Source organism: Pseudomonas sp. LPH60, from assembly GCF_030718165.1.
Taxonomy (GTDB): Bacteria; Pseudomonadota; Gammaproteobacteria; order Pseudomonadales; family Pseudomonadaceae; genus Aquipseudomonas; species Aquipseudomonas danubii.
On sequence record NZ_JAVAJH010000008.1, the window covers coordinates 88,656 to 108,507 of the forward strand.

The window sequence follows — 19,852 nt, forward strand, 5'->3', positions numbered from 1 at the left end:
TCAGTGTTCAGGATGGAACTGGAAATCACCGGCATGGCGTCCCCGCTCACCATTGATCTGACGTAACTGGGCCTGCAGATGCAGGCACCAGATCTGTGGATCATCGGCCAGCTGATAGCCATGGGTGGTCAGGCTTTCAACAATCGAATCAAGGATGGACTCCGCCACCACAGGTCCACAGAACGGGCCTTGGGACTTGATCGCTGAGGGTTGTTCACCCGCCATTCCGGCGGCGAAGAGAAGGGTCCACATACCGTTGTCCCCCGCCAGTGGGCGGACGCTGCATTCGATACGGGTGACCAAGCCAAGGCATTGGCGGGTGAGGCAAAGGTTGCGCGACATGGCGGCGACCCTCGGTAGAACCACTGTTCAGCCTTCAATAGAGGACTGTTTCGATCCAGCGACGACTGTCGTTCTCCTTGCCCTGAGAATAGAAGAAAAGCCTGATAAACAAAGTTGACCGATCCAACAGGCGCCGAATGGTCTATTTTGAGAAATTGGCGTCAGCCCTCTGACGCCGCTGGCGAGGGACAAAGCCCTCGCCAGCGGCCACTGTCACGCCGGCTTGGCCTCTGTCAGCGCCTCTTGCGCCAGTTCCTTTTCCGCTTCTTTCAGGTCTTCTTCGCTGATCATCTCGGCAATGACCCGCAGGCGCTCCACCACCCGCGCGTTGACGCTGCCTTCGGGGAACTGACCTTCGGCATCCGGTTCACCAGCCGGCTCGCCCACCAGCAGGCTCAGGGCCTCATCAGCCTGACGCACCGCATACACATGGAACTGTCCAGCACGTACGGCCTGCAGTACCTTCTCGTCGAGCATCAAAGTGGCCACGTTGGCCTGAGGAATGATCGCGCCCTGCTCTCCCGTCAAGCCGCGGGCTTCGCACAGGCGGAAGAAGCCTTCGATCTTCTCGTTGACTCCGCCCACAGCCTGCACCTCGCCGAACTGGTTGATCGAGCCGGTGATGGCGAAACACTGTTTGAGTGGAGTTTTCGACAACGCCGAAATCAACGTGCAGGCCTCCCCCAGCGAAGCACTGTCGCCATCCACGTAGCCGTAGGACTGCTCCAGGGCAATGCTCGCGGAAATCGCCAGGGGGAACTCCTGGGCATAGCGACTGCCCAGGTAACCGGTCAGGATCATCACCCCCTTGGAGTGGATGGGCTGGCCAAGATTGACCTCGCGCTCGATGTCGACGATGCCACTGCCACCGGGGTAGACCGTGGCGGAAATCCGCGCTGGCACGCCGAACGCCGAGTCCCCCACTTCCAGTACCGTCAGGCCGTTGCACTTGCCCACGGCGGCACCATCGGTGTCGATGAGAATGATGCCGGCGAGCATGTCATCGAGAATCCGTGCCGATACCCGACCGGTACGCGTCGCCTTGGCCTTCAGCGCCCTTTCGATATGTCCAGCATCAGTCATTTCGTCCGAAGCCAGGTGGCGGATAAAGTCGGCCTCGCTGACCAATTGGAACAGATCGCCGATCCGCGCCGACAGACGCCCCTGGTGCTCCGCCAGACGCGCGCTGTAGGTGGCCAGGCGCGCCACCGCATCAGCGGTCAGCGGGGCCATGCCCTCCTCCGAGGTGCGGGTTTTCAGCAACTGGGCAAACTGCTCCAGGCTTTCATCCACCATCGGGATGTCTTCGTCGAAGTCCACCAGTACCCGGAACATTTCCTGGAAGTCCGGATCCAGGTCCTGCAGCGTGTAATACAGCTGGCGAGCACCAATGATGATGACCTTGACCTGCAGCGGAATCATCTGCGGCGTCAGGGTCACGGTCGCCAGACGCCCCATCTCGCCCAGAGGCGATTCCATCTTCAGCTTGCGCGATTGCAGGGCACGCTTCAGGGCGTCCCAGACAAAGGGTTCGCTGAGCATCTTCTCGGCTTCCAGAATCAGGAAACCACCATTGGCTCGATGCAGTGCACCGGGACGCAACTGCCGGTACGTGGTGTAGAGCGCGCCCTGGTCGGTGCTGTACTCGATCCGGCCGAACAGGTTGTCGTAGGTCGGATGCGGCTCGAACACCACCGGCGCGCCGCCACTGGCCGGGTGGCCCACCACCAGGCTTGGGCAGTACTGTTCTTCCAACAGCTTGCGTGCCACCGCATCGGTCTTGCTGTCGTCCACCAGTTGCTCGACCACGGTCTTCAACAGATAGACCTGCATGGCTTGCAAGTAACCGCAGACCGCAGCGTTTTCCGCGTACTTCTCGGACAGTGGCGCCAACAACGGCTGCAGGGCCAGGGTGATGGTTTCTTCATTGAGCTGACGCAACTGGTTGCTCGACTCGCGCTTCCACTGCGGCAAGCTCGCCAGCTCTTCATTAAGGCGCTCTTCCAGAGCGGAAATATCCTCGTGGAAACGCTCGCGATCAGCCTCCGGCAGTTGGGCGAACTCGGCTTCGTCCAGGGCCTTGCCATCGAGCATCGGGGTAAAGGCGATATTGCTGCTGTCGCGGTACAGCGCCACGTCCTTTTCCAGGGCCAGACGCTCGATCACGTCCAGGGCGCGGTCGTAACGCTGGTTGAAAGCGCGGTCGATGGCGCTCTTCTTCTGCTGATAGGACGGATGCTCGAAGACTGCCGGGAACGTCGCCAGCAGGTTATCGATCAAACCGTTGATGTCGCTGATGAAACTGCCCGCGGCACCGGCCGGCAGTTCCAGCGCCCGAGGCTCCCGGGGCTCGTCGAAATTGTTGACATAGACCCAGTCTGACGGGGTCTGCAGGCGCTTGCCTTCAGCCTTCAGATAGCGCTTTACGAAAGAAAAGCGCCCCGTGCCAGGTTCCCCCATGACAAACACGTTGTAACCGGGGCGTGGCATGGCCACGCCGAACTGCAAGGCTTCGACCGCACGTTCCTGGCCAAGCACACCGCGAAAGGGCTCCAAATCATTGGTGGTCGAGAAGCTGAACTGTTCAGCAGAGAAAGGACGGGTCAGCGCTTCAGGCGCAAGACGCAGGCTGGCAGCAACAGGATCAGGCATCGGGCTTCCTTACATCAGGCGGGGCAGATGGCGGCATTCTGGCGCCGGGTATGCCCGGCTGGCAAGGCGCGCCTCAGGGGAAAGCATAGACAAGGCGGATACAGCTACCCGCCCCATGTAAAACCAGCTATTTCAGGCATTGTTTTGTAAAAATCTACGGAACCCATGGAACCTGCCTAAACTCCAAACTGCGCGGCTGGATAGATAACCGGCCCACTGGCGCCAATCAGCGCCAGTCTCCCTGTCCATTGGTATGCACACAAAGAGAACAACGCTATGAAACGGATTCTTCTCGGTACTCTTTTCACCGCTGTATCCCTCAACGCCATGGCTCAGGCGCCAGGTGGTCCGGATTGCGGCTGGGGCAACATGCTGTTCGAAGGTCAGCGTGGTACTCCAGCGCACTTCCTGGCTTCCACCACCAACGGCACCTCCGGTAACGCGACCTTCGGCATGACTTCCGGCACCAACGGCTGCTCCACCAATGCATCACTGACTTACGGTGGTAAATCCTGGTTCGCCATGAACGGCATGATGAACGAGCTCTCCGAAGACATGGCCAAGGGCCAAGGCGAAGCCTTGACCACCTACGCCGTGGTACTCGGTGTCGCCCCTGAAGACCGTGCGCACTTTGCTGCGGTCACCCACGAACACTTCCAACAGATCTTCAGCAAGGCTGACGTGACCGCGGAAGATGTGCACACCAATACCCTGGCCGTGTTGAAGAACGATGCGCGCCTGGCGAAATACGCCACTCCAGCTTAAGCTCGACCCGCCCGCTCCCCCCGGGGAGCGGGTTTTGTCTTCTTGACCTTGCCCATCTTGGGTCTTTGTATTTCCGACTTAAGTTGCCCACCATGCTCAAACGCCTTGCCTACCTGGCGCTCTTTGTCTGCGCCCCGCTGTATGCCGCGCCCCACATCGATCCCCAACGTTTGCAGCAACTGGCCAATGACCCGTTCTGGATTTCCATCGGACACTATGAAACCGCCAAACTGGGCGGCTGGCGCAGTTATGTCAGTGATCCGAAGTTCTTCCTCGCAACCGATGGCGCCCACCATCCCGACGCCGAGCTGAGCGCGACGCTGAACGCCCTCTACGCTGCCCCCGACGCCGGTGACCGGCATGCGCAGTGCGTCTATCCGTCCCGCACTCGCTGGCTCAAGGCACAACTGGGGCTGAATGACTTGCCCCAGGTCGAGTGCACCGAATTCAAACAATGGTTCAAGGATGTCTCGCCCCACAGCACCGTGATGATTTTCCCCGCGGCCTACCTCAACAGCCCCTCCTCGATGTTCGGCCATACCCTGCTACGCATCGACCAGGCCGACGTACAAAGCAACAACACGGCCCTGCTCAGCTACGCGATCAACTTCGGTGCCTATATCGAAGGTTCGGACAACAGCATCCTCTACGCGTGGAAAGGCCTGATGGGCGGCTACCCCGGACTGTTCGCCCTGGTGCCCTACCAGGAGAAGCTTTCGGAGTACCGCAGCCTGGAAAACCGCGACCTGTGGGAGTACCGCCTGAACCTGACGCCAGTTGAAACCGAACGCATGGTTGAGCACGTCTGGGAGCTCAAGCAGATCAAGTTCGACTACTTCTTCTTCGACGAGAACTGCTCCTACCGCCTGCTGGAGTTGCTACAAGTCGCCAGGCCCAGCCTGCGCCTGACCGGACAATTCCCCTTGACCGCCATTCCCACCGACACGGTGAAGGCGGTCAAGGACGCCGGGCTGGTGGAGCGCATCGACTATCGCCCGTCCCGGGAGCGGGAGCTGCTCAGCCGCGCCCAGCCCCTGAGCCACGACGAACAGCAATGGGTACTCAAGGTCAGCGCCGATCAGAAACAACTGCAGGGCGCCGAGTTCAAGGCCCTGCCGCGGGCTCGCCAGGCCTTGATCGTCGACGCTGCCTACCGTCTTGAGCGTTACCGGGCCAACGGGCTGGAGCGCGATACCGAGCGCTCCCAGCGCAGCTTCGAACTGTTGCGGGCGATCAACCAGAACCCCGCGCCGGAACTACAGATCGAACGCCCTGGCCTGCCGGAAGATGGTCACCAGTCCCGTACCTGGCAACTGGGGCTCGGAACCCGGGACGACAAGGCCTTTGCCGAATACGGCCTGCGCATGGCCTACCACGACCTCAATGACAACGCCGAGGGTTTCCCATTGGGGGCGCAGATCGAAATCCTGCAGATGAAACTGCGCCAGTACGAAGGCAACCGCTGGCAGTTGCAACAACTGGACCTGGCGACCATCCGCTCCCTGACTCCACGCAACGAACTGCTGCAACCCTGGTCCTGGCAAGTCACAGGCGGCCTGGAGCGGGTGCCTGGCAAGCACGACGATGAAACCCTGGTCAGCCACGTCAACGGCGGCGCCGGCGGTACCTGGCAGTTGGGCGAGGACACCCTGGGTTTTGTCCTGGGCACAGTGCGGGTAGAACACAACGCCGACTTCGCCGGGTTCATCGCCCCGGCGGCAGGCTTCAACTCCGGGCTGCTGTGGAAGAACCCACTGGGCAACTTCAGCCTCGAAGCCAAGGGCGATTACTTCACCAACGGCGAAGTCCGCCGCAGCCTGAGCCTCAACCAGCAATGGGAACTGTCCCGCAACCTGGGCCTGCGCCTGAGCGCGCAGCGCGAGTTCAGCCAATTGGCTAGCCCGGTCAACGAAGTCATGCTCGAACTCAAGTGGTATCACTATTAAGAACAGCTGCAAGCCTCAAGTTGCCAGCGACAAGGTTTTCACGCGTCGCCGACAATCGCCCTTCTAGACTTCACTCAGGTGAAGCCTGGGAGTGACTCGATGTGGCGTTTTGGTTGGGCAGTGCTGGCACTGGCACTGATCGGTGGTTGTGAGTCGAACCACGAGTATTTGCTCAAGCAAGGCTATCCGCCGGCCTTTGTCGACGGCTTCGACGCTGGCTGCGTCAGCGGCCGTCAGGCGGCAGGATCGATCAGCGGGGAGTATCGCAAGGACGTTCCGCGCTACCTCAAGGACCCGCAGTATGCCGAGGGCTGGAACGATGGTTTCCGCCAGTGCCAGGGCATGCTGGAGAACCAGGACCGCAATGAGAACCGGGAACGTCACTGGAACGAACGGGAACGTGCCTGGCAGCAGGAGAAGGACCGTGACGCGGCTCGGGCCTATCGCTCGCAGTAAGTCGTTTTCAGCTAACCGCCCGGGTCAAAAGCCTGCAACCATGGTCCATCGCTCCCTTTAAGGAGAACAACCATGAGCCGCGCTTTCGTCAATGAAGATCTGGCCGCAGCCCAGGTCGAGCAACCCGTGGAACGTCAGATCAGCACCCTGCCCAACTACGTCACGCCCCTGGGTTTTGCCGAGTTGCAGACCAAGGTGGCAGAACTGCACAGCCAGCACTCGGCACAAACCGACTTGGGGGACGCCGCAGACCAGCAGCAGGTGGCGGAACTGGAACGGGACCTGCGCTATTTCTCGTCACGCCTGCACAGCGCCCAGGTGGTCAATGCGAGCACCTGCGACAAGGTGCAGATCGGCAACCGGGTGACCTTCGCCGATGAACAGGATCAGCAACAGAGTGTGCAGCTGGTTGGTGAAGACCAAGCCGATGCCGCCAGAGGCCTGATCAATTGGGCCTCGCCCCTGGGCCGTGCCCTGATGGGGGCGCAACCCGGTGACGAAGTCCTGTGGCAACGGCCGGCTGGGGATCAGTTGATCGAAATCATCCGAATCGAACTGGCCTGAGACGGCTCAGACCACGCCCTGGGCCAGCATGGCATCGGCAACCTTGACGAAGCCGGCGATGTTCGCCCCTTTGACGTAGTTGATCCGACCGTTCTCTTCGCCGTAATGCACGCAAGCATGGTGGATCGACTGCATGATGGCGTGCAGCTTGCTGTCCACTTCACCGGCAGTCCAGAGCAGGCGCATGGCGTTCTGCGACATCTCCAGCCCGCTCACCGCCACTCCGCCGGCATTGGATGCCTTGCCCGGCGCAAACAGAATGCCGGCGTCGATAAAGATATCCACAGCCTCCAGGGTGGTGGGCATGTTGGCGCCTTCGGCAACACAGGTGCAGCCGTTGCGCAGCAAGCTGTGGGCAGCATCGGCATCCAGTTCGTTCTGTGTGGCGCACGGCAGGGCGATGTCGCAGGCCAGGTCCCATGGCGTCTTAGCGGCCCGGAACTCCAGGCCGAAGCGGCTCGCCAGCTCGCTGATCCGCCCGCGGGTGACGTTCTTCAGCTCCAGCACCGCTAGCCATTGGTCTTCGCTCAAGCCCGATTCGCAATACAAGGTGCCCTCGGAGTCGGACAGGGAAATCACCTTGCCCCCCAGGTCCATCACCTTGCGCGCGGCATATTGCGCCACGTTGCCGGAACCTGAGATCGCCACGCGCTTGCCCTCGACCCGGTCACCACGACGCTTGAGCATCTCCTCGGCGAAGTACACGCAACCGAAACCTGTGGCCTCCGGGCGGATAAGACTGCCGCCGTAGCTGATGCCCTTGCCCGTAAAAACTGAAGTGAACTGGTTGCTCAAGCGCTTGTACTGACCGAAAAGGAAACCGATTTCCCGGGCCCCCACACCAATGTCTCCCGCCGGCACGTCCACATCGGCACCGATATGCCGGTACAGCTCGGTCATGAAGGCTTGGCAGAAGCGCATCACTTCAGCATCGCTCTTGCCTTTGGGATTGAAGTCGGAGCCACCCTTGCCGCCGCCCATGGGCAGGGACGTCAGGGAGTTCTTGAAGGTCTGCTCGAAGGCGAGGAATTTCAGCACCCCCATGTTGACCGACGGATGGAGGCGCAAGCCGCCCTTGTAGGGACCGATGGCGCTGTTCATCTGGATGCGGAAACCACGATTGACCCGGACCTTGCCCTGATCGTCGACCCAGGACACGCGAAACACCACAGTGCGTTCCGGTTCGCAGATTCGCTCGAGAATACCGGAGCTCAGATAGTGCGGATTGGCCTCGAGAAATGGCCAGAGGCTGCGCAGGACCTCTTCCACCGCCTGATGAAACTCAGGTTGGTCCGGATCGCGCTTTTTCAGGCGGGCGAGGAAATCTTCGACGGATTCGATCATGGGAAGTCTCGGCAAATTTATTGTCGTTAAGGGGAGATTTGCCCGGGACTTTATCAATTCAACTCGCACCGCGACAGCGCAAAATGTCGCAGATATGAATTTAAATGGTGCATTAGATATAAATGACGACGATTTCCAGGGATTTTGTGCACGGATTTGGTGGCACAAATTGCATGACCTGCACGTTTTTGGGGAGCCGCAGAAAACCCTTCGCCGGTCAGCCGACGCCTACCGCAACGGCAGTATTTTTCTAGGCGCCGGCTTACCGGCGAACAAAAAAAACGGAGCCCGAAGGCTCCGTTTTTTTCAAGCAGCGAACCGATCAGGCCAGCTTCTTGTGCCGCACACGGTGCGGTTGCGCTGCGGCTTCGCCCAGGCGCTTCTTGCGATCGGCTTCGTACTCGGTGTAGTTGCCTTCGAAGAACACCGCTTGCGAATCGTCTTCGTACGCCAGGATGTGAGTGGCCACCCGGTCCAGGAACCACCGATCGTGGGAAATCACAATGGCGGCGCCCGGGAAGTCCAGCAGGGCTTCTTCCAGGGAACGCAAGGTTTCGACGTCGAGGTCGTTGGACGGTTCGTCGAGCAGCAGGACGTTGCCGCCCTCTTTCAGGGTCAGGGCCAGGTGCAGACGGCCACGCTCACCACCGGACAGGTCCTTGACGAACTTCTGCTGGTCGCCACCCTTGAAGTTGAAGCGACCGACGTAGGTACGCGACGGGATCTCGTAGTTACCAATGCGGATCTGGTCGGAACCGTCGGAAATCTGCTGGAACACGGTCTTGCTGCCGTCCAGGTCCTCACGGCTCTGATCCACACAGGCAAGCTGCACGGTTTCACCGATCTCGATGCTGCCCGAATCCGGGGTTTCCTTGCCCATGAGCATGCGGAACAGGGTCGATTTACCGGCACCGTTACCACCGATCACGCCGACAATGGCGCCTTTGGGCATGGAGAACGACAGATTGTCGATCAGCACGCGATCGCCGTAGCCCTTGGTGACGTTCTTGAACTCGATGACCTTGTCACCCAGGCGCGGACCGGCCGGGATATAGATCTCGTTGGTTTCGCTGCGCTTCTGGAATTCCTGGGACTGCATTTCCTCGAAGCGTTGCAGACGAGCCTTGGATTTCGACTGGCGGGCCTTGGCGCCTTTGCGCACCCACTCCAGCTCTTCCTTCATGGCCTTTTCATGGGCCGACTGCTGCTTGGATTCCTGGGCCAGACGCGCGGACTTGGCTTCCAGCCAACCCGAATAGTTGCCCTCGTAAGGAATACCGGCGCCGCGGTCGAGTTCGAGAATCCAACCGGCGACGTTGTCCAGGAAGTAACGGTCGTGCGTAATCGCAACCACGGTGCCTGGGAAGTCGTGGAGGAAGTGTTCCAGCCAGGCCACGGAATCGGCATCCAGGTGGTTGGTGGGCTCGTCGAGCAGCAGCATGTCGGGGGCGGACAGCAGCAGGCGGCACAGGGCCACACGACGCTTTTCACCACCGGACAGGTGCTCGACCTTGGCGTCCCAGGCCGGCAGGCGCAGGGCGTCGGCGGCCACTTCCAGCTGACGCTCCAGGTTATGACCGTCGCTGGCTTGCAGGATGGCTTCCAGCTTGGCCTGCTCGGCGGCCAGCTTGTCGAAATCGGCATCCGGCTCGGCGTAGGCGGCGTAGACTTCGTCCAGGCGTGCCTGGGCGTCCTTGATCACGCTCACCGCTTCCTCGACCACTTCACGCACAGTCTTGGTTGGATCCAGTTGTGGTTCCTGAGGCAGGTAGCCGATGTTCAGGTCCGGCATCGGACGGGCTTCACCTTCGAACTCGGTATCGACGCCGGCCATGATTTTCAGCAGCGTGGACTTACCCGAACCGTTGAGGCCCAGTACGCCGATCTTGGCGCCGGGGAAAAAAGACAGGGAGATGTTTTTCAGGATTTCCCGCTTCGGCGGAACAACTTTGCCCAGCCGATGCATGGTGAAGACGTATTGAGCCATGGTGAACCTAGCGTCAGTGACAGATGAATAGAACGGGCCGGGCCCGGGCCAGGCCATGCGCGGCACCGGCATTGACCATGATCAATACCGACGGGCGGAAAAAGCCTGATTGTTTGGAGCTGGAACGCTCCCGCGTAACCGGCAAAACTACCTCAATGCACGATCCAGGTCCAGCCAAGCGGGACTGGCACTTTGCCACAACTCAAGGCATGCTAGCCGCCCTTCGGGCGTCCGGCTTATAGTGCACGTCGCGCCAGCCCAGCCAAACCGCAGGATCACAGCTTGTCCAACGTCATTTCGCCACAGCCCGCGCGCGCTAAAGCCTCCGCGTCGGCCCTTCCTTTGCGGGGCACACTCAAAGGCGCACTGGCGACGCTGGTGCTATTGCTCCTGGCCCTGTTGTTCTGGCAACTGCTCGATCAACTGCAGCAAACCCGCAAGGACCAGCGCCAGCACGCCATCGACTACAGCGCCGATCTGGCCGACCACCTGAGCCTGAACCTGGCGCTCAATGCCCAGATCGCCCTCAATCTGCTACCGACCGTCGAAGCCCCCCAAGACAGCCAGCAACAACAGCAACTGCTGCAAAAGCTCCAGCGCTCCCTGCCGGACGTCCGCAGTTTCGCCCTGCTGGACAGCCAGGGGCAGATCCTCAGCGACAGTGCCGCCGACAGCCAGGATGCTCTCTGGCTCGCCGAACTGGTCCAGCGCAGCCGTTCCCAGCGCTATTACTACAGCAATCCTGCCGACGGTTCAGTGGTGCATGTCTTGCTGCACCAGGCCAGTGGCTCGACTCGCAGTTTCTGGGTACTGCGCATGTCCCCCAGTTTCCTGCAGCCCCTGGTGCGGCAAAGCGAGGAAGGTTTCAAGCCGACTTGGGTGATCGAGAATCGCCTGAGCCGACAGGTGATCAAGCGCGATGAACGCAGCGCCCCGACCCCAGGCATGCTGGCCCCCGACGAGATGGCCAGCAGTGTGCTGCTGGTGCCTTTGAACAATAGCGACTGGCAACTGCGCGGGCTGTTCGACCAACGGGCGGTGATCGAGGAACTGCTGCCGGCCTTTATCGGCAAGTGCCTGCTGGGCCTGGCGTTCTCCCTGCTGCCGGTGATTGCCCTGCTCAACATGCGTCGGCGCCAACGCCAGCTCCACGAGGGCCGGCGACGCTATCAGGATATTTTCGAGGGCACAGGGGTCGCCCTCTGCGTCCTGGATATCTCCGGGCTCCCGGAGCTGCTCGGCCAACACCATTTACACAACAGCGAGCAGCTCAAGCGCTGGCAAACCAGCCATCCGGACCACCCTCGCCAGTTGCTGAAAGAATTGCGCATCACCGAAGTCAATCAAGTGGCGCTGCGCCTGCTCAATGTCGAATCCAGCGACCAGGCCTGGCAACTACTGATCGAAGGCTGCCCGAAGAACGGCAACGCCATCGGCGGCCAGTTACTGGAAGCCGTGGTCAACCAGCAGAAACAGTTGGAACTGGAGATCAAGCTCAGCGACGCCCAGGGCAATGACCAGCATCTATGGCTGGTACTGCGCCTGCCGGAAGCGACAGAGGATTACAGCGCCGTGATCCTCAGCATCAGCGACATCACCAGCCGCAAGCTGATCGAGCTGTCGCTGCTGGAGCGCGAAGGTTTCTGGTCGGACGTGGTGCGCACCGTGCCCGATCACCTGTATGTGCAGGACGTGATCAGCCAGCGGATGATCTTCAGCAACCACCACCTGGGCCAGACCCTCGGCTACAACAAGACCGAACTGCACCAGATGGGCGAATACTTCTGGGAAATCCTCCTGCACCCGGAAGACGCCGACCTCTATCACCGCCTGCGCCAGGAACAGCGCCACTCGGCCTACGCCCAGCTCCTGCAATGCCAACTGCGCTTCCGCCACCGCAGCGGCCAGTGGCGGCGCTTCGAGATCCGCGAACAGGCCCTGGCCCGGGATCGCTACGACCAGGTGACGCGAATCATCGGCGTGGCCAAGGACATCACCGACCAGATCGAGGCCAGCGAGTCGCTGCGTGACAGCGAACAGCGCTACCGCATGCTCGCCGAAAGCATCAGCGACGTGATCTTCTCCACTGACAACAAGCTGTCGCTGAACTACGTCAGCCCCTCGGTGCATGCGGTGCTCGGCTACGACGTGGAGTGGATCTTCCAGAATGGCTGGCAGTCCACCATCGCCAACCCACAGCAACTGGCCGGCATCTACACCCTGATGGACCGGGTCAGCAAGGCCCTGGACAAACCCGAGCAACTGGCGCAGTTGCGCAGCCAGGTGCAGACCCAGCTGTTCCTGTTCGACTGCCTGCGAGCCGATGGGCGCAAGATCCCCATCGAACTGCGCCTGGTCCTGGTGTGGGACGAACACGGCGCCTTCGAGGGCGTACTCGGGGTTGGCCGCGATATCAGCCAGCAACGCCGGGCGGAAAAAGACCTGCGCATGGCGGCCACGGTATTCGAGCACTCGACTTCGGCGATCCTGATCACCGACCCCGCCGGCTACATCGTCCAGGCCAACGAGGCCTTCAGCCGGGTCAGCGGCTACGCGGTGTCCCAGGTGCTTGACCAGTTGCCGAACATGCTCACCGTCGACGACCAGCAGGAAGCCCACCTGCGTTATGTGCTCAAGCAGTTGCACCAGCACAGCAGCTGGGAAGGCGAAGTCTGGCTCAAGCGCCGCAATGGCGAGCACTACCCGGCCTGGGTCGGCATCACTGCAGTGCTCGACGATGAAGGCGACCTGGCCAGCTACGTGTGCTTCTTCAGCGACATCAGCGAGCGCAAGGCCAGTGAACAGCGGATTCACCGCCTGGCCTACTACGACGCCCTGACCCACCTGCCCAACCGCACCCTGTTCCAGGACCGTCTGCACACCGCGCTGCAATCGGCGGAGCGGCAGAAGTCCTGGGTGGTGCTGATGTTCCTCGATCTGGACCGTTTTAAGCCGATCAACGACTCCCTGGGCCACGCGGCGGGCGATCGCATGCTCAAGGAAATGGCCACCCGCCTGTTGGGTTGCGTCGACGATGACGACACCGTGGCGCGCATGGGTGGCGACGAATTCACCCTGCTCCTGCAACCGCGCGCCAGCCGCGAGATTGCCCTGAACCGGGCCATCAATGTGGCCGAGAAGATCCTCGCCAGCCTGGTCAAGCCCTTCGTCCTCGAAGGTCGGGAGTTCTTCGTCACCGCCAGTATCGGCATCGCCCTGAGCCCTCAGGACGGTAAAGAACTGAGCCAGCTGATGAAGAACGCCGACACCGCGATGTACCACGCCAAGGAGCGCGGCAAGAACAACTTCCAGTTCTACCAGGCCGACATGAACGCCAGTGCCCTGGAGCGCCTGGAGCTGGAAAGCGACCTGCGCCACGCCCTGGAACAGGAAGAGTTCGTGCTCTATTACCAGCCGCAGTTCAGCGGCGACGGCAAACGCCTGACCGGTGCCGAGGCGCTGCTGCGCTGGCGTCATCCGCGCCGCGGGCTGGTGCCGCCGGGCGACTTCATTCCGGTCCTGGAAGAACTGGGCCTGGTGGTGGATGTGGGCGACTGGGTAATCAGCGAAGCCTGCCGCCAGCTCAAGTCCTGGCACCAGGCCAAGGTGCGGGTGCCGAAGGTCTCGGTGAACATTTCCGCGCGGCAGTTCTCCGACGGCCAGCTGGGCATGCGCATCGCCACCATCCTCAAGGACACCGGCCTGCCGCCGGCGTGCCTGGAGCTGGAGCTCACCGAAAGTATCCTGATGCGCGAAGTCAGCGAGGCGATGCAGATTCTCGACGGCCTGAAGAATCTGGGCCTGAGCATCGCGGTGGACGACTTCGGCACCGGCTATTCATCGCTGAACTACCTCAAGCAGTTCCCCATCGACGTGCTGAAGATCGACCGCACCTTCGTCGACGGCCTGCCGTCCGGCGAGCAGGATGCGCAGATCGCCCGCGCCATTATCGCCATGGCCCACAGCCTGAACCTGGCGGTAATCGCCGAGGGCGTGGAAACCCACGAGCAGCTGGAGTTCCTGCGCGAACACGGCTGCGACGAGGTCCAGGGCTACCTGTTCGGCCGGCCGATGCCAGCCAACCGCTTCGAAGCGCAGTTCAGCAACGACGCGCTGTTCATGTTCGACTAACCCCCGCGTACGTAGGAACCGGCTTGCCGGCGAAGGCGATTCAGGGGCCTTTTCGCTGGCAAGCCAGCTCCTACGAGAGATCACGTACTACGTGAAGGCCACTTGTCTGCGACATGATGTCCTTTCATATGCCATCTAAAACCCATTGGGTTAGAATGCCTCCCCTTTCTGCCCCCGATCCTTGAGGACCGCCATGTTCAGCCGTGATTTGACTATTGCCAAGTACGACGCCGATCTCTTTGCCGCCATGGAGCAAGAAGCTCAGCGTCAGGAAGAGCACATTGAGCTGATCGCTTCGGAAAACTACACCAGCCCAGCGGTGATGGAAGCTCAAGGCTCGGTACTGACCAACAAATACGCCGAAGGCTACCCAGGCAAGCGCTACTACGGCGGTTGCGAATACGTCGACGTGGTTGAGCAACTGGCCATTGATCGCGCCAAGGAGCTGTTCGGCGCCGACTACGCCAACGTCCAGCCACACGCCGGCTCCCAAGCCAACGCAGCGGTCTACCTGGCCCTGCTGCAAGGCGGCGACACCATCCTGGGCATGAGCCTGGCCCACGGTGGTCACCTGACCCACGGTGCTGCCGTTTCCTCCTCCGGCAAGCTGTACAACGCTGTTCAGTACGGCATCGACGCCAACGGCCTGATCGACTACGACGAAGTCGAGCGCCTGGCCCTTGAGCACAAGCCGAAAATGATCGTGGCCGGTTTCTCCGCCTACTCGCAGATCCTCGACTTCCCGCGTTTCCGCGAAATCGCTGACAAGGTCGGTGCCTACCTGTTCGTCGACATGGCCCACGTGGCCGGTCTGGTCGCCGCTGGCGTCTACCCGAACCCAGTACCATTCGCCGACGTGGTCACCACCACCACCCACAAGACCCTGCGCGGTCCACGTGGCGGCCTGATCCTGGCTCGCGCCAACGCCGACATCGAGAAGAAGCTGAACTCCGCAGTATTCCCGGGCGCCCAGGGTGGCCCGCTGGAGCACGTGATCGCCGCTAAAGCGATCTGCTTCAAGGAAGCGCTGCAGCCTGAGTTCAAGGCCTACCAGGAACAAGTGGTGAAGAACGCCCAAGCCATGGCCGAAGTGTTCATCGCACGCGGTTTCGACGTGGTTTCCGGTGGTACCAAGAACCACCTGTTCCTGCTGTCGCTGATCAAGCAGGACATCTCCGGTAAAGACGCCGACGCCGCTCTGGGCAAAGCGTTCATCACCGTGAACAAGAACTCCGTGCCTAACGACCCACGTTCCCCGTTCGTCACCTCCGGCCTGCGCTTCGGTACTCCGGCTGTGACCACCCGTGGCTTCAAGGAAGCCGAGTGCAAGGAACTGGCCGGCTGGATCTGCGACATCCTGGCGGACCTGTCCAACGAAGCGGTGATCGACGCCGTGCGTGAGAAGGTCAAGGCCATCTGCAAGAAGCTGCCGGTATACGGCGCTTAATCAGCCCGCAGACCGCAACAGAAAAAGCCCGGCCCAGCGCCGGGCTTTTTTGTGCCTGGATGGCCGCCGCACCAGGCGCTGAAAGGAGCCTGCGAGGTCTTGCGAACGCAAGATACTCGGGCGGCCGTTCCAGCCGATCGCAGCCTACGGCAGCGGCTACAGTGGCCAGGGGAGGAAAAACCACTGGTCAGACCGGTAAAGCCAATTTTCGTTCAGCCTCTTGTAAACCCATAAAACCCGAGCGTAGACTGCGCCTGCACTGGACATACCGGTAAGACCACAATAATTAAGTCCTCCGTCCGCTGTGCTCCCCCGCACACGGCAGACAGGACACCGACCAGGATTCCTCCCCATGCTCAGATGGTGCTCGCGCTCGATTTTCCTCCAGGTTGTGCTCGGACTGATGCTTGGCATCGTCTGCGGCCTCACCCTCCCCGAATACTCCTCACAACTCAAACCACTGGGCGACGGCTTCATCAAGCTGATCAAGATGCTCATCGGCCTGATCGTGTTCTGCGTGGTGGTCAGCGGCATCTCCGGCGCCGGCGATCTGAAGAAGGTCGGCCGCATCGGCCTCAAATCAGTGATCTACTTCGAGATCCTCACCACCATCGCCCTGGTGATCGGCCTGGTCATGGCCTTCAGCACCGGCATCGGCAGCGGCGCCAATATTCACCTGGAGCAGCTGTCCACCGCCGACATGGGCGATATCGCTCAACGCGGCCAGCACATGCACACCACCACCCAGTTCCTCATGGACCTGATCCCCACCTCGGTGATCGGCGCCTTTGCCGAGAACAATATCCTCCAGGTGCTGCTGTTCTCGGTGCTGTTCGGCAGTGCCCTGAACCTGGTGGGCGAAGCCGCCTCCGGCATCTCCCGGCTGATCAATGAACTGAGCCACGTGATCTTCCGCATCATGGGCATGATCGTGCGCCTGGCGCCCATCGGCGTGTTCGGCGCCATCGCCTTCACCACCAGCAAATACGGTCTGGATTCGCTGCAGCACCTGGGCAGCCTGGTGGGCCTGTTCTACCTGACCTGCGTCGCTTTCGTCGCGCTGATCCTCGGCCTGGTCATGCGCCTGTCGGGCCTGCGCATGCTGCCCTTCCTCAAATACCTGCGCGAAGAGTTGCTGATCGTTCTCGGCACCGCCTCCTCCGACGCCGTCCTGCCGCAGATCATGCGCAAGCTGGAGCACCTGGGCATTGGCAGCTCCACCGTGGGCCTGGTGATTCCAACCGGCTACTCGTTCAACCTGGATGGTTTCTCCATCTACCTGACCCTGGCCATCGTCTTCATCGCCAATGCCACCGGCACGCCGTTGTCCATGTCGGACCTGTTGACCATCCTCCTGGTGTCGCTGATCACCTCCAAGGGCGCCCATGGCATTCCCGGTTCGGCCCTGGTGATCCTGGCCGCGACCCTGACCGCGATCCCGGCAATTCCGGTGGTGGGCCTGGTGCTGGTGCTGGCCGTGGACTGGTTCATGGGCATCGGTCGCGCCCTGACCAATCTGATCGGCAACTGCGTGGCCACCGTGGCCATCGCCCGCTGGGAAAAGGACATCGACGTGCAACGGGCCAACAAGGTGCTCAGTGGTCAACAGGGCTATACCTTCCAGGCGCGAAAACCGGTGGCCGGTGCCCACCAGCAGGAATTTTGATCCAACCTTGTGCCTGCCGACGGCAGGCACAACAATCAGCGCGGCAACAGCGCGCTACCGATAGCTCATGGAGTCAACAGTGATCAGCTCGTCAACGGTTGTGAATTCAGTGGTAGAAAAGCTCCGGGCGGCCCTTGCCCGAGGCCAGTGGCGCTCCGGCGACATGCTGCCCGGGCAACGTGAATTGGCCGAGCAACTGGGCATCAGCCGCCCCAGCCTGCGCGAAGCGGTGATCGTCCTGGAAACCCTGGGCCTGGTGCGCTCCATGCCTGGCAAGGGCGTGGTGGTGCTGGATGCGCCCCAGAGCGAAGCCCAAGGTGCCGAGCGCAGCGTGGCCGGCGCCAGCCTCGAGGACGTGCTGCAACTGCGCTACACCCTGGAGCCCTTCATCGTCGGGCTGGTGGCGCAATCCATCAGCAGCAAGGAAGTCGGCCAGCTGCGCCTGACCCTGATGGACATGCGCGAAGCCCTGGAGGCCAATGACAGCGAAGCCGGGGTCAATGCCTACATCGCCTTCCACGAAGAACTGTTCACCCTGACCAGCAACCCGATCTTCCAGAACGTGGTGCAACAGACCAGCAATGCCCTCAAGCAAAGTGCGCAGATCCTGCGCAATTCGCCGGAGCACCTGGCCGAACGCCTGGAAGAAAATGAAGCCGTGGTGCGGGCGATCCGCAACAAGAACAGCGCCCTGGCCAGCGCCGAGATGCGTCGGCACATCCTCCAGGAAGGCCAGCGCATGGGCATCGAACTGAATATTCCGGACGATCACCTGGGCTCCAACGCCCTGTAATCAACCCCCGAGTCAGCAACTGGACTGGAGACAGGCCATGGTCAGCTACGCCCTGAAAAACAACCCCTTCACCCTGGTGGCCAGCCTGCCTCGGCGTCAGTGCGGCGAAAAAAAACTGCTGGTCGATGATGTCTATCCACAGATCTTCGACGCCATTCTCGAACAGCGCATCGCACCCGGCAGCCGCTTCACCGAAGACAGCCTCGGGCAGGCCTTCGGCGTCAGCCGCAGCATCATCCGCCAGGTCCTGGCGCGCTTGTCCCACCAGCAAGTGGTGATCCTGCGGCCCAATTACCGCCCCCAGGTCGCGGCTCCTGACCTGGAGCAGACCCGGCAGATCCTGCACGCCCGGCGCCTGACGGAAATCACCCTGGTGCGCCTGGCCTGCCAGCAACCCCGGCGCCAGTTGCAGTCCCTGCGACAGTTGATCGCCCGGGAACGTGAAGCCATTGAGCGCGACCAACGCGGTCCGGCCATCCGCCTGTCCGGGGAGTTCCACCTGCAACTGGCTGAAGTGGCCGGCAACGCCCCACTGGCGCAGTTTCTCGGCAGCCTGGTGCCGCTGACCTCCCTGGCCATCGCCCAGTTTGAAGGCCGCGCCCGCCACTGCTGCGCCTGGCAAGAGCACGCGACGATCATCGATGCGCTACAGGCGGCTGACGTCGAAAAGGCCGAAGCCCTGATGAACCGCCACCTGGATCACCTGGAACAACGCCTGCTAGGCACAGCGCCCGCCGACCTGTAGGAGTCGGCTGGCCAGCGAGGACTTCAGCCCCCCAGCATCTTCTCGAAGCCCTGCCGGATCTTCTCTTCCGGCAGATCGTCGGCAATGAACACCATCACACTCTCCCGCGCCTCGCCCTCAGCCCATTCGGTATCCCAGTCGAAGCCGTAAAGCTTGAGCACGCCCTGGAACACCATGCGCCGTGGCTCGTCGATCACGTTCAGCACGCCCTTGTAACGCAACAATTGCTTGCCATGATCCTCCAGCAGCTCATTCATGAACTCGCTGAGGCGATCCAGATCCAGGGCCTGTTCAGTGCGCAGCACCAGGCTGGAAATCCGATCCACCGAGGGTGCCGGGCTCACCGGACGCAGGCTGATGCCGCCGCCCAGATCAGCATTCAAGTTGAAGCCCCGCACATCCAGCAGTTCCGCCAGATCGATCCGGCCGTGCTCCACCAGGCGAATCGGCGCCCGGCGGTTGATCCGCGTCAGGCGCTGGCTGAGGGCCTCGAAGGTCTGCTCATCCACCAGGTCGCGCTTGCTCACCAGCAGCCGGTCGGCAAAGCCGATCTGCGCCTGGGCGATGGTCTGGGTCAGGTGGAACTCGGCGTGCTTGGCATCCACCAGGGTGATGATGCCGTCGAGGATGTAGCGCTCACGCAACTCTTCATCAATGAAAAAGGTCTGCGCCACCGGAGCCGGGTCGGCCAATCCGGTGCACTCGATCACCAGTCGATCAAAGGCGATCTCGCCACTGTCCAGGCGCTCCAGCAGCAGATACAGGGCCTTGGTCAGGTCGGTGTGGATGGTGCAGCAGACACAGCCATTGGACAGGGTCATGACCTGGACCGGCTCGTCCCCCAGCAGCTGGGTGTCGATACCGGCATCACTGAACTCATTCTCGATCACGGCGATCTTCAAACCGTGCTCGGCCTTGAGCAGATGACGCAGCAAAGTGGTCTTGCCGGCGCCGAGGAAACCGCTGAGCACGGTGACGGGAATAGGATTTTGCAAAACAGGATCTCCCACGCAT

At 61.5% G+C, this 19,852-nt stretch carries 14 protein-coding genes; 9 read left to right on the forward strand and 5 right to left on the reverse strand.

What is annotated here, in order from left to right; genetic code table 11:
- Positions 1-342 (reverse strand): hypothetical protein, encoded by a 342-nt coding sequence (locus Q8O96_RS25675; RefSeq protein WP_102865440.1) that lies wholly within the window; start codon positions 340-342, stop codon positions 1-3.
- Between the two features lie 213 nt (positions 343-555).
- On the reverse strand, positions 556-2,994 hold the full coding sequence (locus Q8O96_RS25680; protein ID WP_102865439.1) for a Lon protease family protein: 2,439 nt from the start codon (positions 2,992-2,994) through the stop codon (positions 556-558).
- A gap of 276 nt (positions 2,995-3,270) precedes the next feature.
- Between Q8O96_RS25680 and Q8O96_RS25685 the strand changes: the two genes are divergently transcribed.
- From Q8O96_RS25685 to Q8O96_RS25700, 4 genes are all read left to right on the forward strand, one after another.
- Positions 3,271-3,759 carry a DUF3015 domain-containing protein gene (locus Q8O96_RS25685; RefSeq protein ID WP_011063564.1) on the forward strand — a complete coding sequence of 163 codons (489 nt, stop codon included), beginning with the start codon at positions 3,271-3,273 and terminating at the stop codon, positions 3,757-3,759.
- Between the two features lie 92 nt (positions 3,760-3,851).
- Entirely contained in the window at positions 3,852-5,705 is a 1,854-nt protein-coding gene (locus tag Q8O96_RS25690) for a DUF4105 domain-containing protein (RefSeq protein ID WP_102865438.1), read from the forward strand.
- A gap of 99 nt (positions 5,706-5,804) precedes the next feature.
- The gene (locus tag Q8O96_RS25695) at positions 5,805-6,161 is read left to right on the forward strand and encodes a hypothetical protein (protein WP_305949695.1); all 357 of its coding nucleotides are present in this window, start codon (positions 5,805-5,807) and stop codon (positions 6,159-6,161) included.
- 72 nt (positions 6,162-6,233) lie between these two features.
- Entirely contained in the window at positions 6,234-6,725 is a 492-nt protein-coding gene (locus Q8O96_RS25700) for a GreA/GreB family elongation factor (RefSeq protein ID WP_305949696.1), read from the forward strand.
- A 6-nt stretch (positions 6,726-6,731) separates the two neighbouring features.
- Here the strand turns inward: Q8O96_RS25700 and gdhA are convergent, their stop codons facing one another.
- Entirely contained in the window at positions 6,732-8,069 is a 1,338-nt protein-coding gene (gdhA, locus tag Q8O96_RS25705; RefSeq protein ID WP_305949697.1) for an NADP-specific glutamate dehydrogenase, read from the reverse strand.
- A 322-nt stretch (positions 8,070-8,391) separates the two neighbouring features.
- A complete protein-coding gene (gene ettA / locus Q8O96_RS25710) occupies positions 8,392-10,056 on the reverse strand; it encodes an energy-dependent translational throttle protein EttA (RefSeq protein WP_092309880.1) in 1,665 nt (554 codons plus the stop codon).
- A 282-nt stretch (positions 10,057-10,338) separates the two neighbouring features.
- On the opposite strand from ettA, the gene Q8O96_RS25715 reads away from it, so the two are divergent.
- The 5 genes from Q8O96_RS25715 (at position 10,339) to Q8O96_RS25735 (ending at position 18,838) form a co-directional block, all read left to right on the forward strand.
- Positions 10,339-14,187 (forward strand): bifunctional diguanylate cyclase/phosphodiesterase, encoded by a 3,849-nt coding sequence (locus Q8O96_RS25715; protein WP_305949698.1) that lies wholly within the window; start codon positions 10,339-10,341, stop codon positions 14,185-14,187.
- Positions 14,188-14,380: 193 nt separating this feature from the next.
- The gene (gene glyA / locus Q8O96_RS25720; protein ID WP_102865433.1) at positions 14,381-15,634 is read left to right on the forward strand and encodes a serine hydroxymethyltransferase; all 1,254 of its coding nucleotides are present in this window, start codon (positions 14,381-14,383) and stop codon (positions 15,632-15,634) included.
- Positions 15,635-15,986: 352 nt separating this feature from the next.
- The gene (locus Q8O96_RS25725; protein ID WP_102882270.1) at positions 15,987-17,300 is read left to right on the forward strand and encodes a C4-dicarboxylate transporter DctA; all 1,314 of its coding nucleotides are present in this window, start codon (positions 15,987-15,989) and stop codon (positions 17,298-17,300) included.
- Between the two features lie 79 nt (positions 17,301-17,379).
- Complete coding sequence (locus tag Q8O96_RS25730) at positions 17,380-18,093, forward strand: FadR/GntR family transcriptional regulator (RefSeq protein ID WP_102865431.1); 714 nt, start codon at positions 17,380-17,382, stop codon at positions 18,091-18,093.
- 37 nt (positions 18,094-18,130) lie between these two features.
- Positions 18,131-18,838: a GntR family transcriptional regulator gene (locus Q8O96_RS25735; RefSeq protein ID WP_102865430.1), complete on the forward strand. Its 708-nt coding sequence runs from the start codon at positions 18,131-18,133 to the stop codon at positions 18,836-18,838.
- A gap of 23 nt (positions 18,839-18,861) precedes the next feature.
- Here the strand turns inward: Q8O96_RS25735 and yjiA are convergent, their stop codons facing one another.
- Positions 18,862-19,833, reverse strand: coding sequence for a GTPase (gene yjiA / locus Q8O96_RS25740; protein ID WP_102865429.1), 972 nt, complete (start codon positions 19,831-19,833; stop codon positions 18,862-18,864).
- Positions 19,834-19,852 lie beyond the last annotated feature (19 nt).

Bases quoted from the DNA above. Each gene is read 5' to 3' on its own strand.
- ettA (WP_092309880.1), bottom strand. From the start codon at position 10,056: ATGGCTCAATACGTCTTCACCATGCATCGGCTGGGCAAAGTTGTTCCG.
- Q8O96_RS25725 (WP_102882270.1), top strand. From the start codon at position 15,987: ATGCTCAGATGGTGCTCGCGCTCGATTTTCCTCCAGGTTGTGCTCGGA.
- Q8O96_RS25680 (WP_102865439.1), bottom strand. From the start codon at position 2,994: ATGCCTGATCCTGTTGCTGCCAGCCTGCGTCTTGCGCCTGAAGCGCTG.
- Q8O96_RS25700 (WP_305949696.1), top strand. From the start codon at position 6,234: ATGAGCCGCGCTTTCGTCAATGAAGATCTGGCCGCAGCCCAGGTCGAG.
- Q8O96_RS25675 (WP_102865440.1), bottom strand. From the start codon at position 342: ATGTCGCGCAACCTTTGCCTCACCCGCCAATGCCTTGGCTTGGTCACC.
- Q8O96_RS25735 (WP_102865430.1), top strand. From the start codon at position 18,131: ATGGTCAGCTACGCCCTGAAAAACAACCCCTTCACCCTGGTGGCCAGC.
- glyA (WP_102865433.1), top strand. From the start codon at position 14,381: ATGTTCAGCCGTGATTTGACTATTGCCAAGTACGACGCCGATCTCTTT.
- gdhA (WP_305949697.1), bottom strand. From the start codon at position 8,069: ATGATCGAATCCGTCGAAGATTTCCTCGCCCGCCTGAAAAAGCGCGAT.
- Q8O96_RS25685 (WP_011063564.1), top strand. From the start codon at position 3,271: ATGAAACGGATTCTTCTCGGTACTCTTTTCACCGCTGTATCCCTCAAC.
- Q8O96_RS25695 (WP_305949695.1), top strand. From the start codon at position 5,805: ATGTGGCGTTTTGGTTGGGCAGTGCTGGCACTGGCACTGATCGGTGGT.
- Q8O96_RS25690 (WP_102865438.1), top strand. From the start codon at position 3,852: ATGCTCAAACGCCTTGCCTACCTGGCGCTCTTTGTCTGCGCCCCGCTG.